The sequence below is a fragment of the Tindallia texcoconensis genome (assembly GCF_055383815.1).
The window spans coordinates 332,196-348,137 of the sequence record NZ_AP042431.1; the positions used below are offsets into that span (position 1 = coordinate 332,196).

The following is a 15,942-nucleotide window of genomic DNA, read 5'->3' on the forward strand; positions in this document are numbered from 1 at the left end:
TATATCGAATTATCTTTGGGATTGAGTGCATAAAAAAGCCTCAGCCTACCAATGTGGCAGGCTGAGGCTTTTTTCATTGATTTACATGAAACAAATCTTTCAGATTCACAATCTCAAATAATTCAACAATTTCCTTACGAGCATTAATAACACGCATGGATTTATCATTCTTCTGCAAATATCGATAAAGACCTATTAAAAAAGTCACTCCCGTAGAATCAATATACTCTACTTGATCCAACCCAATAACAACTTCACGATATTCTTCCTTAGAATCCACGATTTGATACATATGCTGCAGATAGTAATTTATATTTAATGCCGTTGGGTTATATTCAAGAATAAATGTAATCTTTCCTCCTTCTACCGTATGTTGCAATAAAACTGCTCCTTTCAACGGATCCTATGCCATTTTTACGCTTTCTGCCACCTAAAGTTCACATCACTTTTACTTTACATCTCCATATCTTCTATGGTTTCGAGACTTTTGGTTAACTCATCCATCGCTTGCTCTAACTCCACTTTCATCTCCATTAGGTTTTCAATGACTTCTTCATCTTTTAAATAGATTTCGCTTAAAACAATGGAACGCTTAATGGCATACAGATTGTTTTTTAACCGATCCCTTTCTAAAAGTACTTCTCTTACTTTCACCATTCAACACCTCCGATTCCTCTTTAGATACATTATTTAAAAATTGCTTCAAAAGATTCTTTCGCTGCTTCCAGGGTTTGATCAATGACCTGATCATCGTGACACACGGATAAAAACCAAGCTTCAAACTGTGATGGTGGCAAATAAATACCTCTTTCCAACATTTCTCTAAAAAAATGTCCGTACATTCCTGTATCCGATTTCAAAGCACTTTCGTGATTCGTCACCTGTTCATCTGAAAAAAACAAACTCAGCATGGAACCCACTCGATTGATGGTCGCTTTTACATCATATTCCTGTATCAGCGTACGCAACCCACGTTCCAATTTCATGGTTTGTCGATCAAGTTGCTGATAAATATATCCATTATTGAGAAGTTTTTCTAACGTATAATATCCAGCTGTCATCGCCAACGGATTCCCCGAAAGTGTACCCGCTTGATACACAGGTCCTTTAGGCGCCATCATCTTCATCACATCATATCGACCACCAAAGGCTCCTACAGGAAGCCCTCCTCCTATTATCTTACTATAGCAAGTTAAGTCTGGTTTTACATTATAAAGACTTTGAGCCCCTTCAAAAGCCAATCTAAAGCCTGTCATCACCTCGTCTAAGATAAGCAGACTTTCGTACTCTTCTGTGATTTCACGAAGAGCCTGTGCAAACTCCATGGTCATGGGAACTACCCCCATATTCCCTGCTACAGGTTCCGCAACTACCGCTGCAATTTCATGTCCATGCTTTCTAAAAAGATTACGAACCGCCTCTTCATCATTGTAAGGAGCCGTAATGGTATTTTCCACTACACTTTCTGGAACGCCTGGACTTCCAGGAATTCCTTGTGTTAACACTCCGGATCCAGCTTGTACTAAAAGGCCATCTGAATGTCCATGGTAATTCCCACTAAACTTCAAAATCTTAGATCTCCCCGTAAAGGCTCTTGCAAGTCTAAGTGCAGTCATAACCGCTTCTGTTCCAGAATTTACCATTCTAATGCGTTCAATAGACGAGACATTATCCACAATCATAGACGCTAACATGTTTTCCAACTCTGTAGGTGCTCCAAAACTAGTTCCATTTTGAAGCGCTTTTTCAAGGGCGCGAATCACATCTGGATCTGCATGGCCTAAAATCATCGGTCCCCAGGATAACACATAATCTAAATAGGTATTGCCGTCTACATCCGTAACAGTAGCACCTTTACCATGTTGAATAAACACCGGATCCCGATCAACGGAAGCAAAAGACCTAACCGGACTATTAACACCTCCTGGAATCAATGTAAGAGCTCTTTCGTACATTGCTCGTGAGTTTTCGTTATTCATATGATTGTTTCTCCTCTCTTTCCTCTTCCTCGTATGCATCCACTAAATTTATGCAGTCACAATCTAAGAGACGATCCAATAATTCGCCTGCTTCTTCTCCCTTTCCTTCCAGTCCAACTTGTTTTAATTGGTGAATTGGAGTTCTCCACATTTTTTTTACCAAACTGTATACAAAAGACTCAATGTTTTGCTGATCTTTTTGAGACAGATGAGGCATTTTTCTAAACAAATCCTGTATTTCTGTATTGGTCATTTCCCTTGAGTACTGTTGTATGGCTTGAATACGCGGGTATACTGGTAAACAGCGATGCCAATCCAGAAATTCTTTTTCTTTGTCTTCGATCCTCCTATGAATCATTTTCAGCTTTCCATTTCTTTGCTTCATACTATCTCTAGCAACTTCTTCTAGTTGATCTAAATCATATACCTGTACACCGTTTAATTCGCTAATGCTTGGATCAATATCCCTTGGGATCGCAAGATCTGTCATAATAATCCTTTTACCTTCTTGATGATGTAACATAAATTGAGTTTTTTCCACTACTATATGCGGAGCAGAGGTAGCGCTTATGACCCAGTCGACTTTGCCTGTTATCTCGTATCTGTCATCAAAAGGAACCCTTGTCATCCTCGATGGATCTTGGGCACAAATTCCTGTCAACAATTCACTTCTCGTTGCAATATAAACGTGTTGTATATGTGAGTCCATTAAATGACGGATCGCTGATCGACTCATCTCTCCACGCCCTAAAACCAGGACATTTATGTTTTCCAAAGAGCTAAATATTTTTTCTCCTTGTTTAACTGCGATAGAAGCGATTGATAAAGGATTCTCTGAAATAGCAGTTTCGTTTTTAACTTTTTTTCCTAAGGTAATTCCACACTGAAATAACTTGTTAAGTACTTTTCCTGTTGCACCAAATTCTCTAGCCGTATGATAAGCTTCTTTAATTTGACCTAGTATTTGATCTTCCCCAAGTACTAGAGAGTCTAAACCACAACACATGCGAAAAAATTGCTGAATGCAACGATCTTCATGACAACAGTATTTTTGGATAGTTTCTTGTTCAATGCCAAAAAAATCATGATAAAAGTAATCTAACCTCTTTTTTCCATCTACCCCTTCATCGGCTTCGTAAATCACTTGACTTCGATTACAGGTTGAAAAAATCACACAATTTCTAATTCCATCTAGTGCAAGTATTTTATGATAGGCGGACTCGAGTTCAGAAGGTCTGAAAGCAGCTCTTTCTCTCACTTCAACCGGAGTACTTTTATAATGCATCCCGTAGATGCCAATATTCATAAGGCTCATCCCTTCTCATTCGGCTGAGGTATCAAACATAAGTATATCTAATTAATCATATCAAAAAACACAGATTTCGACAAGGCAAGAAAAAAAGGAGGATTCTCCCTAATAACTACGCCATAAAAAAAAACGGCTATTGCTACTCAACAGCCGTTTTACAATGTTCACCTTGTTCTAAGATTCTATTTTTTCACTTTTCAAGGCTTTCATCAAAAAGAGAACAAATCCTCCAGCATAAAATCCGAAAATTAATAGCATAAATAGGATAGCACCAGTTGTCATTAGACCCCTCCTTCAGTCGAAGACTTTGTATTCTCAGTAGCTTTACTGATTCTATCTCCAGTATTCATTTTTCCTAGTTTTATCCGATCTGCCATCCAATCATTTAAGAAAATCATGATCATAACCCCTATACCCCATTGAAACGCCATGGTTCCTGGTGAAGCTTCTTCAAAGGGCTTCCACCATTCTCCCGGATACCATCCAATGGCTTGCCATGTCCACCATCCAAAGATGACAAAAAAGATCAGCGGGAAAATTCGTATCATAAAAGACCACCACTTACCAATGTACATATCACTATGTTCATGGTTGATATCTTCTTGCCGTACTTTTTCTACACCATATTTCATCACTGCAATAGAAATCAAAAGACCACTGATCAGAAGGCCTACTCCCCATACAAAATCCTGATTATCCAAAAAATGAATGCTGTAAGCCGAAGGAATCCCTACAAAAAACCCTGCTACACAGACAAACAAGGTAGCTTTACCCCGATCCCATCCAGCATCCTGAAGATTAAGCACCCCTACTTCAATCATAGATAACAAGGACGATAGTGCAGCAAAAGCAAGTGCAGCAAAAAAGACAATTGCCACCATGGTTCCACCTGGCATATTTCCAAACAAAGCCGATAAGTACACAAATATTAGGCCATTATTTCCCGATGCCATCGCTGCTTCTGCCACTTCAACGCTTGGCGAAAGAGAATACACCGTTGGCAAGATTGCGGTTGAAGCAATAAGACCCACTAGCACATCTCCAAAACCAACAATAAAGCAGTTTAGAGAAAGATCTTCTTTTTCTTTTGTGTACACCGCATAAGTCATAATTAATGCCCAACCGGCTCCCGTTGACCAAGCTGCCTGTGTAAATGCTTCCAGCCAGGTTTGGGATCGAAGTAGGTACTCTAAATTTGGTGTAAACAAGAATTCAAGTCCTGCAGCTGCGCCTGGCAAAGTTACTCCTCTAATAGCCACAAGAGTTATTAAAACAAATAATGTCGGAACCATGATTTTTGTTACTTTTTCAATCCCAGAAGTTACCCCTTTATAGATAACAATAGCTCCAAAGAACATGGCTACCCCATGAAAAAAGATAGTTTGTATCGGAGACGACAAAAACCCTTCCCAGATACTTTGAGTCAGTTCCGGTGTAATATCTGGTTGTGCAAAGGTGCCTTGGACTGATAGAACTAAGTATTTTAACGTCCACCCCGCAACTACAGAGTAGTAAAACATAACACCCATAGCCACCAAAGCCAACCATCCACCAATCCAGGTGAATTTTCGACCCATAAAATCCCTCATAGCACCTACAGTTCCCAGGCGCGTTTTACGTGCAATGGACATCTCTGCCAATAATAATGGGATTGCATACACAAACATGGCTACCGTAAGCGCAATCAAAAATGCACCTCCACCATTTGCTGCAGCAACTCTTGGAAACCGCCACATATTACCAGTTCCCACTGCCATTCCTATGGCTGCTGCAATAAAACCAAATCTGGATTGAAACTGTGTTTCATTTTTCTTCATCAAAAAACCCCTTTGTTTTATTTGTAACAATATCCCATATCCGTATCTAAGGGAATATGCTTTTTCCGATTTTATCATAAAAAAACCTCCTGAGCAATCAGGAGGCTGTTTCTTCTTTGTTTTCTTCTTCTTTTTCCTTCTTCTTTACATCTGGTTGACGATAAATCAGCGTCGGTTGAATATTACTTAAAATGGTCTCTCTTGTAATAACCACTTTTTCAACATCTTCCTTAGAAGGAATATCGTACATGATATCCATCATCATCGTTTCCATAATCCCCCTAAGTCCACGAGCTCCTGTTTTAGTCTCTTTGGCTTTTTGAGCAATTAATTCAAAAACACCTTTTTCAAAATCTAAGGTTACATGATCCATATCAAACAGTTTCTGATACTGCTTCACTAAAGCATTTTTAGGTTCTGTTAGGATACGAACAAATGCTTCTTCATCCAACAGATCTAAAGTTGCCACTACTGGTAATCTACCAACAAGCTCTGGAATCAATCCATATTTAAGGAGGTCTTCTGGCTGAATCATTTTAAGAAGGGCTCCAATATCCAAGTCCTGCTTACTTTGTATGTCCGCACCAAAACCCATGGCTTTTTTACCAACCCGCTTTTGGATAATGCTATCAATTCCATCAAAAGCGCCTCCGCATACAAATAAAATATTGCTTGTATTGATCTGAATAAACTCTTGATGAGGATGCTTTCTCCCACCTTGAGGAGGAACAGAAGCCACCGTCCCTTCAAGAATTTTCAGTAACGCTTGCTGAACCCCTTCACCGCTTACATCTCGTGTAATAGAAGGATTTTCTGACTTGCGTGCAATTTTGTCCATTTCATCAATGTAGATGATGCCTTTTTCTGCTTTTTCAATATCATAATCTGCTGCCTGTATGATTTTCAGCAAAATATTTTCTACATCTTCTCCTACATAACCTGCTTCCGTCAAAGACGTAGCATCAGCTATGGCAAAAGGTACGTTCAAAAGCTTCGCCATGGTCTGTGCTAACAATGTTTTTCCAGAACCTGTAGGCCCCAGCAACATTATATTGCTTTTTTGCAAATCAACGCCATCAGACTGCTGCTCCGCATTAATACGCTTGTAGTGATTATATACCGCTACAGCCAATGTCTTTTTTGCGTGCTCTTGCCCAATAACATACTGATCTAGTATCTCTTTAATTTCCTGTGGTTTTGGCAGATCCATCAAATCTACTTCAATGTTCTCGTCCAGTTCCTCTTGAATGATTTCCTGGCACAGCTCAATGCACTCATCACAAATGTAAACATTTGGTCCAGCAATTAATCGCCGAACCTGATCTTGGGATTTCCCGCAAAAGGAACATTTAAGCTGTTTTTTTTCTTCGTAGCGTGCCATCCATTACACCTCATTTTCTTATTTCCTGGACGCGATGACCTCGTCAATCAATCCATATTCTTTTGCTTCATCCGCAGACATAAAGAAGTCGCGATCCGTATCTTTTTGAATTTTTTCTAATGGCTGTCCCGTTCTCTCTGAAAGGATTCGATTTATTGTTTCACGAGTTTTCAGAATCCGATCTGCATGTATTCGAATATCTTCCGCTTGACCACGAGTTCCACCTAAAGGCTGATGAATCATTAATTCAGCATTGGGAAGGGCATACCTCTTTCCTTTAGAACCTGCTCCCAACAAGAAGGCACCCATGCTAGCAGCCATACCAATACAAATGGTGGACACATCTGGCTTCACATAATTCATTGTATCATAAATAGCCATGCCAGATGTAATTGAACCACCAGGACTGTTAATATATAACTGTATATCTTTATCTGGATCTTCCGCTTCTAGAAAAATCAATTGAGCTACTACCAGCCCTGCATTCACATCATTTATCTCTTCGTTCAGCAATATAATCCGATCTTTTAAAAGCCTAGAATAAATATCATAGGATCGTTCCCCACGATTTGTCTGCTCTACTACTATCGGAACTAGTGACATCTCAAGACCTCCTGTTACTCATTTTCTTGCATTACGTCCTACTCTTCATTCTCATGAGTCGCTTCAGCACTCTCTTTTGCTTCATTCTTTTGATTTAGATCAACTTTTTTCTCTTTGATCATTGCATTTTCCACTAAAAGATCAATGGTTTTTCTTAAAGCGACGTTATCTTCAAAGACTTTTTGCCCATGCTGAGCTACTTTCTTTTTAAATTCTTCTAAATCTTGATTATATTGTTCTGCCATTTTTTTAATTTCGTCTTCTACTTCTTCTTCTGACGCAACAATGTTTTCTATTTCAGTAATTTTATCTAATACCAACTGATCTTTCACAGTTCTTTCTGCATCAGGTCTCATTTTTTCTTTTAGATCTTCTTCCGAGGTTCCGGTCATTTGGTAATACATTTCAAGGCCAATTCCTTGAGACATCATTTGCTGATTAAAATCCTGCAACATTTGTTTTATTTGTCTTTCAATGACTGCTTCCGGAATATCTACAGATACTTTATCCGTCACTTTTTCAACAACAGATGCCCTAAGTTCCTGTTCACTTCTTTGTTCCGCTTGTGCTTCTTGCTTTTTACGAAGATCTTCTTTTAATTCCTCCAGAGTATCAAATCCTGCATCTTTGGCAAATTCATCATCCAACTCTGGGAATTCTTTTTCTTTGATTTCATGTATATTCACTTTAAAATCAACTTCTTGACCAGCAAGTTCTTCTGCTTGATACTCTTCTGGGAAAGTTACCTGAATGGTGTTCTCTTCACCAGGCTTCATGCCTACCATTTTTTCTTCGAACCCTGGAATAAATTGTCCCGATCCAATTTCCAATGTATGGTTTTCAGCTTTTCCCCCTTCAAAGGATTCTCCATTAAGAGAGCCTTCAAAATCAAAGGTTACTGTATCGCCTTCCTGAATACCTCGGTCCTCAACAGCCACCATTCTAACGTTCTTTTCCTGCATTTGCTTCAGCTCTGCTTGAATGTCTTCTTCCGTGATGGAGTAAATATTTTTTTCCACTTCTACGCCTTTATATCCTTCTACAAGTACTTCTGGCATAATTTCAATATCAGCAAGAAAAATCACATCTTCTCCACTTTCTAACTTCTCTATGTCCACCTGTGGCTGATCCACTGGATCTAGATCATGCTCTTCCAATGCTTTTTCATAAGCCTCTGGGAATGAGAAATTGATTGCTTCCTCAAAAAAAACTTCTACTCCATAATTCATTTCAACAATTTTTCGTGGGGCTTTCCCCTTTCGAAAGCCTGGGATGTTGAATTTTGTTTTCATTTTGTTATACGCTTTATTTATCCCTTTGTCAAATTCCTCCGGACTAACAACAATTCTCAAGGAAATGTTGTTTCCTTCCTGTTTAATAATTTCTGAGCTCATTCGTGTCCTCCTCAATCTATTCGGTTCAATTTATTTTAGTACAGGCCAACGCCTCTTTCTATCGAAAAGCAACAGGCTCCAACAGGTTCCTGTCGCTGACTATACTTAGTCTACCGAATTTTATCCTTAATGTCAATAAAAGCCGTATGATTTCTGTAATCCCTCGGTTTCAATTTATTTGACAGGATATACTAATAGGTTATATAATTAAGTGTTAATAAGGAAGGAGGGGCCCGATGATCGAATTTAGAAAATTATCAAAATCTTACGACGGCAAAACCAACGTAGTGGACCAACTAGACATGACAATCAAAAACGGAGAACTTGTGGTTCTCATAGGCGAAAGCGGTTGCGGTAAAACCACCACCATGAAAATGATCAACCGACTAATCGAACCCACTGGAGGAGAAATTCTCATCAATGGAAAAAACATCATGGAAATGAATCCTATCCAATTAAGACGCAATATCGGATATGTCATTCAAAAAGTGGGGTTGATGCCCCATATGACCGTTGGTGACAATATCGAGCTAGTGGCATACCTTAAGAATTGGGACAAGAAAAAAAGAAGAGAAAGATCCATAGAACTCCTTAAATTGGTCAACCTAGATCCAGACCAATATATCGACCGTTACCCCAACGAGCTAAGCGGTGGTCAGCAACAGAGGGTTGGTGTCGCAAGAGCACTAGCTGTCAATCCAGATGTCATTTTAATGGATGAACCCTTCAGTGCTGTAGATCCACTGACTCGCGAAACCCTTCAAGAAGAGCTCATCAAATTACAAAGCGAGGTGCGAAAAACCATTGTTTTTGTTACCCATGACATGGATGAAGCCCTGAAGCTGGGTGATAAAATCGCAGTAATGCAGGGAGGCCAGATCATACAGTATGATTCTCCAGAAAAAATTCTTAAAGAACCTGTTAATGACTTTGTAGAATACTTTGTAGGCAAAGATAGGTTATGGAAGTCTCCAGAAATGCTTTATGCCAGAGATATTATGCAAAAAAGACCTGCCATTGTATTGGAGAACAGAACGCCAGCCTACGCGTTGGAAGTCATGCGAAAACGGGATATTGATTTCCTAATTGTCACAGATGCCCCTTACGATCAACCTCAAAAAATGCTGGGTGTTGTCACACCAAAAGAACTGAAGGGCATGGGCATGGTAAAAAACAATCATATGATCGATATCATGAGAACAAATTACCCTACGGTGACAGAACGTACGAGCATGGTTAATGTACTAAATCTCATGAAGCAACAACACTTGCACTATGTCCCTGTAATCGATGAAAACAGCAATCTCCTAACAGGTCTGATTACCCACGGAAGTATCGTTAATATTATTACAGATGCCTTAGTGTTATCAGAAATCGGAAAGGAGGAGCGCTAGATGGATCGCCCAAATTTCTTTTCATTTTTTATGAGTCGCTTTCCAGATGTGATCAGCCAAACGATTACACACTTACAAATTACGGGTCTTGCAGTTTTTTTAGCTGTATTGATCGGCGTCCCCATAGGAATTTATATCACCCGAAATAAAATGGTGGCTCGTAATGTATTGGGGATCGCTAATATTCTCCAAACACTTCCAAGCTTAGCTCTTTTCGGTTTAATGATCCCCTTACTGGGTATTGGGTTTAACCTAGCCGTTTTCGTTCTATTTCTCTACGCCTTGCTGCCAATCATCAAAAATACATACACTGGCATTATTGGTGTTGACGATTCCTTGATTGAATCTGGACGCGGAATGGGTATGACTAATATGCAACTTTTAAGAATGGTTCAAATCCCATTAGCTTTACCTGTTATTATGGCAGGAATTCGAATAGCAACCGTTATTAACATTGGTACCGCAACCATAGCTGCTCTGGTGGGTGCTGGTGGCCTTGGTAGCTTCATTTTCCGCGGAATCTCTATGGGGAACAACAATCTTATCTTGACAGGAGCCATACCAGCCGCTATACTCGCTTTGATAGTAGACTGGATTCTAGGTGTTGTTGAATATCAAATCACGCCTAAAGGAGTCCGAAAGTAATAGCATTCAAGAGAAACCATAAGAAAAGGAGGAATGATGGACAATGATTTACACAAAAAACAAGCTTGCTCTACTCTTAGTAATGATGTTAATTTCCAGCATGATACTTGCTGGCTGTGGAGGTGAAGCCCCAGAAGATGTCTCAGCAGACGAACCTCAAAAAGACTTGGAAGAATCGATAAATAAAGACCCAGAGGGCGGAGAGGTGACCATCGGAACCAAGAACTTCACCGAATCCATTTTGCTTGCGAATATTTTTGCTGTATTGATTGAAGAAAACACCAATATGACTGCCAATGTTCAAGAACTTGGCGGCACCATGGTTGCTTTCGAAGCACTCCGAAATGATGATATCCAGTTATACCCAGAATACACTGGGACTGGTTACATCAACATGTTGGAAGAAACAGATATTTTACCCGCAGAAGAAACATATGCAATTGTTCAACAAGAATTCCAGGATCGATGGAATCTTGAATGGATGCAACCCCTAGGTTTTAATAACACGTATACCTTAGCGTTGCGCCAGACTATGATTGATGAATTTGAACTCGTCACCTTTAGCGATCTTTTAAACCATGATCAAGATCTTGTTTTTGGTGGCACCACTGAGTTTGTCGAGAGGCAAGATGGACTCCTTGGCTTGGTAGATGCTTATGGATTTGAATTCGGTAACGTGGTGGATCTAGATCCAGGTCTGATGTACACCGCCGCTCAAAGCGAAAACGTTGATATTATCAGCGCCTTCGCTACCGATGGACGAATACCAGCCTATGGGCTTGGAATTTTGGTAGACGACCTACTTTTTTTTCCACCCTATTATGCAGCTCCACTGATTCGTAGTGATGCCTTAGTTCAATATCCACAACTAGAAATTTTGAACGAGCTTTATCATACGCTAGATGATGAAACAATGGCTGATCTTAATTTCCGTGTAGATGAAATGGGAGAAACAGAAGATGCAGTCGCTCGAGATTTCTTATCCTCCATCGGACTAATTTAACAGATAAAATAACTCTAAAAATTCTAAAAGAGAAACTGCCGTTCTGGCAGCTTCTCTTTTTTAGGTGCTTTCTCTTTCAATCACTTCATAATCTAAGACAATATCCGATGCACCGATGCTTTCCTGATGAAGAATTTTCGTGAGCAACCTCATGGCAATAGCTCCCATTTCATACATAGGCTGTCCAATAGTAGACAGAGAAGGAAATACTTTACCCGAAATATCCACATTATCAAATCCCATAATAGCCACATCCTCTGGTATTTTAAGCCCATCCTCTAGAATAGCACGACTGGCTCCAATTGCCATTTCATCGCTACATACAAAAACAGCCTTAGGTGGATTCGGTAATGCCATTAACCTTTTAGCTCCTTCATATCCGCTTTTATACCGATATCCACCTTCTACAATCAGCTCTTCTTCTATTTGAAGCCCCTTCTCTTCCATAGCTCGGCGATACCCTTTCAGCCTTGCTTGTCCCATCATAGGATCTTTCATTTTACCTGTTATAATGCCTACCCGATGATGCCCTCGATTAAGAAGAAACTCAACCGCTTCCTTCGCTGCCTGTTCATTATTAATTGTGACAGAAGGTAACTCTGCTGCTTTACCACCAATCAGTACCACTGGAATATCCGAATGAATCATCTCCTTCCGAAGTTCTTCCGAAACCTGGTTGCCCATAAAAATCAAACCGTCTATTTGCTTTTCTTCCAACTCTGTAAAATATTGAAGCTCTTTTTCTTCGTTTAAATCTGTATTACATAAAAAAATTGTGTATTCATACATATTGGCAACATCTTCAATACCTCTTACTACCTCAGGGTAGAATTGATTGGCAATATCTGGCGTCATAATTCCAATAGATTTTGTATGCTTGATTTTTAAACTACGTGCAATCGCATTGGGCCGGTATCCAAGTTCTTCAATTGCATCCAGTACTTTGTCTTTTGTTTTCAGCTTTACCGGCTTGCTGCTGTTAATCACTCTAGAAACCGTCGATATTGACACTCCAGCTTTTCTGGCTACATCCTTAATATTAAATTTCATTACTTTCCTCCTGTTCCACTTCACGCCACTCTATTTCAAACATGAATCCTGATTTTCTGACGCAAACACCTTATGCCTCATCATTTTTTCAAGCCGGTCCGCTGGCACTGCTGGACTGTAATAAAACCCTTGAATCATATTACACCCAATTTCTAATAAGAAATCTCTTTCGGCTTTTTCTTCAACTCCTTCCGCCACCACATCCATTCCCATCTGGTGACTCATACCCACCATAGCAGCCACAATCGTTTGTTTATCTGGGCTTTTTTCAATCCCACTAACAAAAGAACGATCTATTTTAAGCTTATCTACTGGTAATCGACTTAGTAATGCTAACGACGAATATCCCGTTCCAAAATCATCCATCGCCACCCGAATACCAAGTTCTTTGATACGCTTTAAGCTTCGAATAGCATAATCAATATCAACCATCGCTGTATTCTCCGTAATTTCCAGCTCCAGCATAGCTGGGTCTGCTTGGGTTTCTGACAAAATACCTTTTATTTGATCAAACAAGTCCATTTGTTGAAACTGTGTTGGTGATAAATTAAAAGAAATTAACGCTTTATGAAGCCCTGCATCACACCAGGACTTGACTTGTTCAAAAACTTGATTCATGGTATAGATGCCCAAAGGAATCATTAATCCACTTTCCTCCGCAGCTGGAATGAAAATCCCAGGTGAAATCTGCCCTTTCTCCAGATGCCTCCAACGCATCAAGCTTTCTGCTCCTTTAATTTCACCCGTTACCACCTCAATCTGGGGTTGATAGTACATCTCAAACTCTTTTTCTTCTAATCCTTTACGTATGTCATTTTCCATTTCCAGCCTTACCAAGGTTTCTTTATGCATATCTTCCGAATATAAACGATATCTATTCTTTCCAAACTTTTTAGCCTGAAGCATTGCAATTTCCGCATGCTTAATCAATTCCTCCGGATACTGCCCATCCCCTGGGTAAATCCCAACCCCGATACTCACCGTCATATAAATTTCTTGATTATTTATAAAAAAAGGCTCCTCTAGAGATTTTAGAATCTTTTCAGCAATAACCACAGCTGTATTAACATGATTAACAGGGTTCACCAAAATGGCAAACTCATCTCCTACCAAGCGAGAAATGGTATCTTCCTCACGCATGACATTTTGAAGGCGAGTTGCAAACATTCCAATCACACGATCTCCAGCCAAATGACCCAAGGTATCATTTATTCTACGAAATCGATCCACATCAATGAAAAATAGCGCAAAAGATATTCTATGAGATTGTGCCCCTGCCATGGCTACAGATATCCGGTCAGTAAGCAGAAATCGATTTGGTAAGGCAGTCAATGCATCATGGTATTTTTGATGCTCTAGTTTTTCTTCCGTTTTCACTCGCTCTGTCATATCATTAAAGATGGATACATAATGCACTGTTTCTTCATCCTGATTACGAATCGCCGCTATGGTAAGTAGTTCTGGATACACTTCTCCATTTTTCCTTCGATTCCAAATCTCGCCTTTCCAAAACCCATCTATTTGAATGCTTTTCCACATGTCCTCATAGAATTCACGGGAATGTCTATTGGACTTTAATATTCGTGGGTTCTTTCCAATGGCATCCCCTTCTGCATATCCGGTAATTTCAGTAAAAGCTGGATTTACCCATTCAATAATGCCTCTGTTATCTGTTACAACAACCCCTTCAATGGTGTTCTCTAAAATAGCTTCAGACATTTTGAGACGTCGTAACACATCCTCCGATCCAAGCAGATCTATGACCGTTCCAATAATGGCCTGTTGACCTTGAAAAGTCATTAAGCTAGCCATCATCTGTACATCTAATTGATACCCTTTTCTATGGAGACCTTTGAACAAATAAGGATCTAGTTTTTGGCCTTTAGTGGATTTCCTTAAGTATTCCAAAACTTTTTTCCGTTCTTGAGGTGCCGCTATTTTTTCCGCTGGCTCCCCCATTAATTGTTCTGGTGTATATCCAAACACGCTTGCAAACTGGTGGTTAACATACGCATACGCTTCCTCTACTACGATATAACTCCCTGCTAAACTGCTTCCAATTAACTCTTTAAAACTCTTCTCCCATTCCGCAGCTTTCAATTGCATAGATGCATCGTCAGTACGATCTATCAGGTACCCTTTTATCTGACTAGGTTTTCCCTTAGAATAAATAATACTCCCGTATTCTACTATATCTCTCTCAAACCCTTTTGGGGTTCTTAATTGATAGGCAACCGTATATCCATTTAAACCCTTGTGGATCCCTTCCTGAATTGTTGCTTCTACTCTATTGTGTTCTTCAATTTTTAAAAACGTATCCCCACCATGATTGTAATGAGTTAACTCATGAGAAGAGAATCCCAGTTGTTGTATGTTTTCTGAAACAAACAAAAAATGGTACTTTTTTTCAGTGGATCGCACAAAAAATATAATTGGACCATGCATCTCAGGACCAAATTGTAGATCTTTTCTCGTTACAGGCACCATGATCACTCCTCTTGCGTGCCAATATTCGTTTTAAAATGTATCTGAATTGTATCATAGACACAAGACGGCTGCAATCAAGGGTATACGCTCCTAGAAAAGAAACTTATTCTTCTTAAGAACCTAGTTTAATCTTTTGGTATATTCTCGGCGATCAATCCAGCGAAGGTATGCAATCAATAGGATAAGCCCCACTATTATCAACACTCTTTTTACCTCTATAAAAATATCAACTATAGAAGGAGTAAAAACATATTTTACTACTCCAACAACCTGCTTAGCCGGAACAGGAATCGGATCCTTTACCAAATTTCCATCTCCTTTGGTGATAAATTGGAGTTCTCCCTTTTTCAATTCTAGTATTCCAACAACCCGATGAGTGGTGCATGATTTGGGACCTCGATAACACCTATACGTAATAATATCATTTTTTTTAATCAATTCTGGATCTTTTTGCTTCACCAGCAGAATAGATCCGTTCAGAAGGGTCGGCTCCATACTGATCCCAGATACCCTAAAGAAGCGATATCCCACAAAACCAGGAGGGATATTTGTTTGAAAAACTACACTGGTCGCCATAATCAAAGTAATGAAAAGGATTAAACCCATACACTTTTGGTATATATTATTTTTCACTTTGACCCCTTCTTTCCAAAGCGTAACCATTTTGAAACATTTCATTTTATATTTCAGAATATTCTATCTATATATATATATTTATTTTCTCATAAATAGTACTCTTTTGCAACGGCAGATACTTTTCTTTGTTTTTATTTGCCATTTGTTTTAGGAATGACTTGAAAATTTTTGTGTATTTGATATGATAACAGTTGAAGATTGACTCAATCTTCTGAAATGGATCAAGATTCTCTTTATTAGTCTT

Annotated in this window: 14 protein-coding genes; 3 read left to right on the plus strand and 11 right to left on the minus strand. The window is 39.3% G+C overall.

Features of this window, described 5'->3' with window-relative positions; translation table 11 throughout:
• Positions 1-73 precede the first annotated feature (73 nt).
• The 8 genes from ACZ47N_RS01665 to tig form a co-directional block, all read right to left on the minus strand.
• Positions 74-379: an STAS domain-containing protein gene (locus tag ACZ47N_RS01665; RefSeq protein ID WP_464887407.1), complete on the minus strand. Its 306-nt coding sequence runs from the start codon at positions 377-379 to the stop codon at positions 74-76.
• A 74-nt stretch (positions 380-453) separates the two neighbouring features.
• Positions 454-657 (minus strand): hypothetical protein, encoded by a 204-nt coding sequence (locus ACZ47N_RS01670; protein ID WP_464887408.1) that lies wholly within the window; start codon positions 655-657, stop codon positions 454-456.
• A 29-nt stretch (positions 658-686) separates the two neighbouring features.
• Complete coding sequence (gene hemL / locus ACZ47N_RS01675) at positions 687-1,979, minus strand: glutamate-1-semialdehyde 2,1-aminomutase (protein ID WP_464887409.1); 1,293 nt, start codon at positions 1,977-1,979, stop codon at positions 687-689.
• Positions 1,972-3,285 carry a glutamyl-tRNA reductase gene (gene hemA, locus ACZ47N_RS01680; RefSeq protein WP_464887410.1) on the minus strand — a complete coding sequence of 438 codons (1,314 nt, stop codon included), beginning with the start codon at positions 3,283-3,285 and terminating at the stop codon, positions 1,972-1,974. Before hemA ends, hemL begins: the two co-directional genes overlap by 8 nt.
• A 284-nt stretch (positions 3,286-3,569) precedes the next feature.
• Entirely contained in the window at positions 3,570-5,183 is a 1,614-nt protein-coding gene (locus ACZ47N_RS01685) for a sodium-dependent transporter (protein WP_464887411.1), read from the minus strand.
• A gap of 19 nt (positions 5,184-5,202) precedes the next feature.
• The gene (clpX, locus tag ACZ47N_RS01690) at positions 5,203-6,486 is read right to left on the minus strand and encodes an ATP-dependent Clp protease ATP-binding subunit ClpX (RefSeq protein WP_464887412.1); all 1,284 of its coding nucleotides are present in this window, start codon (positions 6,484-6,486) and stop codon (positions 5,203-5,205) included.
• 18 nt (positions 6,487-6,504) lie between these two features.
• Entirely contained in the window at positions 6,505-7,089 is a 585-nt protein-coding gene (clpP, locus tag ACZ47N_RS01695; protein WP_464887413.1) for an ATP-dependent Clp endopeptidase proteolytic subunit ClpP, read from the minus strand.
• 38 nt (positions 7,090-7,127) lie between these two features.
• Entirely contained in the window at positions 7,128-8,483 is a 1,356-nt protein-coding gene (gene tig, locus ACZ47N_RS01700; RefSeq protein ID WP_464887414.1) for a trigger factor, read from the minus strand.
• Between the two features lie 236 nt (positions 8,484-8,719).
• On the opposite strand from tig, the gene ACZ47N_RS01705 reads away from it, so the two are divergent.
• From ACZ47N_RS01705 to ACZ47N_RS01715, 3 genes are read left to right on the plus strand one after another with little or no spacing between them, the layout of a single operon-like run.
• Positions 8,720-9,877 (plus strand): ABC transporter ATP-binding protein, encoded by a 1,158-nt coding sequence (locus tag ACZ47N_RS01705; RefSeq protein ID WP_464887415.1) that lies wholly within the window; start codon positions 8,720-8,722, stop codon positions 9,875-9,877.
• Positions 9,878-10,522, plus strand: coding sequence for an ABC transporter permease (locus tag ACZ47N_RS01710; RefSeq protein WP_464887416.1), 645 nt, complete (start codon positions 9,878-9,880; stop codon positions 10,520-10,522).
• A gap of 43 nt (positions 10,523-10,565) precedes the next feature.
• Positions 10,566-11,525 (plus strand): glycine betaine ABC transporter substrate-binding protein, encoded by a 960-nt coding sequence (locus tag ACZ47N_RS01715; RefSeq protein WP_464887417.1) that lies wholly within the window; start codon positions 10,566-10,568, stop codon positions 11,523-11,525.
• A 60-nt stretch (positions 11,526-11,585) separates the two neighbouring features.
• On the opposite strand, the gene ACZ47N_RS01720 is transcribed toward ACZ47N_RS01715, so the two are convergent.
• The 3 genes from ACZ47N_RS01720 to ACZ47N_RS01730 form a co-directional block, all read right to left on the minus strand.
• The gene (locus ACZ47N_RS01720) at positions 11,586-12,575 is read right to left on the minus strand and encodes a LacI family DNA-binding transcriptional regulator (protein WP_464887418.1); all 990 of its coding nucleotides are present in this window, start codon (positions 12,573-12,575) and stop codon (positions 11,586-11,588) included.
• A gap of 30 nt (positions 12,576-12,605) precedes the next feature.
• A complete protein-coding gene (locus tag ACZ47N_RS01725) occupies positions 12,606-15,062 on the minus strand; it encodes a sensor domain-containing protein (RefSeq protein ID WP_464887419.1) in 2,457 nt (818 codons plus the stop codon).
• A 120-nt stretch (positions 15,063-15,182) separates the two neighbouring features.
• Positions 15,183-15,695 (minus strand): signal peptidase I, encoded by a 513-nt coding sequence (locus ACZ47N_RS01730; RefSeq protein ID WP_464887420.1) that lies wholly within the window; start codon positions 15,693-15,695, stop codon positions 15,183-15,185.
• Positions 15,696-15,942: the final 247 nt, after the last annotated feature.

Excerpts from the sequence above, each read along its gene's own strand:
- hemA (WP_464887410.1), bottom strand. The coding sequence starts at position 3,285 with ATGAATATTGGCATCTACGGGATGCATTATAAAAGTACTCCGGTTGAA.
- ACZ47N_RS01710 (WP_464887416.1), top strand. The coding sequence starts at position 9,878 with ATGGATCGCCCAAATTTCTTTTCATTTTTTATGAGTCGCTTTCCAGAT.
- ACZ47N_RS01720 (WP_464887418.1), bottom strand. The coding sequence starts at position 12,575 with ATGAAATTTAATATTAAGGATGTAGCCAGAAAAGCTGGAGTGTCAATA.
- ACZ47N_RS01715 (WP_464887417.1), top strand. The coding sequence starts at position 10,566 with ATGATTTACACAAAAAACAAGCTTGCTCTACTCTTAGTAATGATGTTA.
- ACZ47N_RS01670 (WP_464887408.1), bottom strand. The coding sequence starts at position 657 with ATGGTGAAAGTAAGAGAAGTACTTTTAGAAAGGGATCGGTTAAAAAAC.
- ACZ47N_RS01725 (WP_464887419.1), bottom strand. The coding sequence starts at position 15,062 with ATGGTGCCTGTAACGAGAAAAGATCTACAATTTGGTCCTGAGATGCAT.
- ACZ47N_RS01685 (WP_464887411.1), bottom strand. The coding sequence starts at position 5,183 with ATGATAAAATCGGAAAAAGCATATTCCCTTAGATACGGATATGGGATA.
- clpP (WP_464887413.1), bottom strand. The coding sequence starts at position 7,089 with ATGTCACTAGTTCCGATAGTAGTAGAGCAGACAAATCGTGGGGAACGA.
- hemL (WP_464887409.1), bottom strand. The coding sequence starts at position 1,979 with ATGAATAACGAAAACTCACGAGCAATGTACGAAAGAGCTCTTACATTG.
- tig (WP_464887414.1), bottom strand. The coding sequence starts at position 8,483 with ATGAGCTCAGAAATTATTAAACAGGAAGGAAACAACATTTCCTTGAGA.
- clpX (WP_464887412.1), bottom strand. The coding sequence starts at position 6,486 with ATGGCACGCTACGAAGAAAAAAAACAGCTTAAATGTTCCTTTTGCGGG.
- ACZ47N_RS01705 (WP_464887415.1), top strand. The coding sequence starts at position 8,720 with ATGATCGAATTTAGAAAATTATCAAAATCTTACGACGGCAAAACCAAC.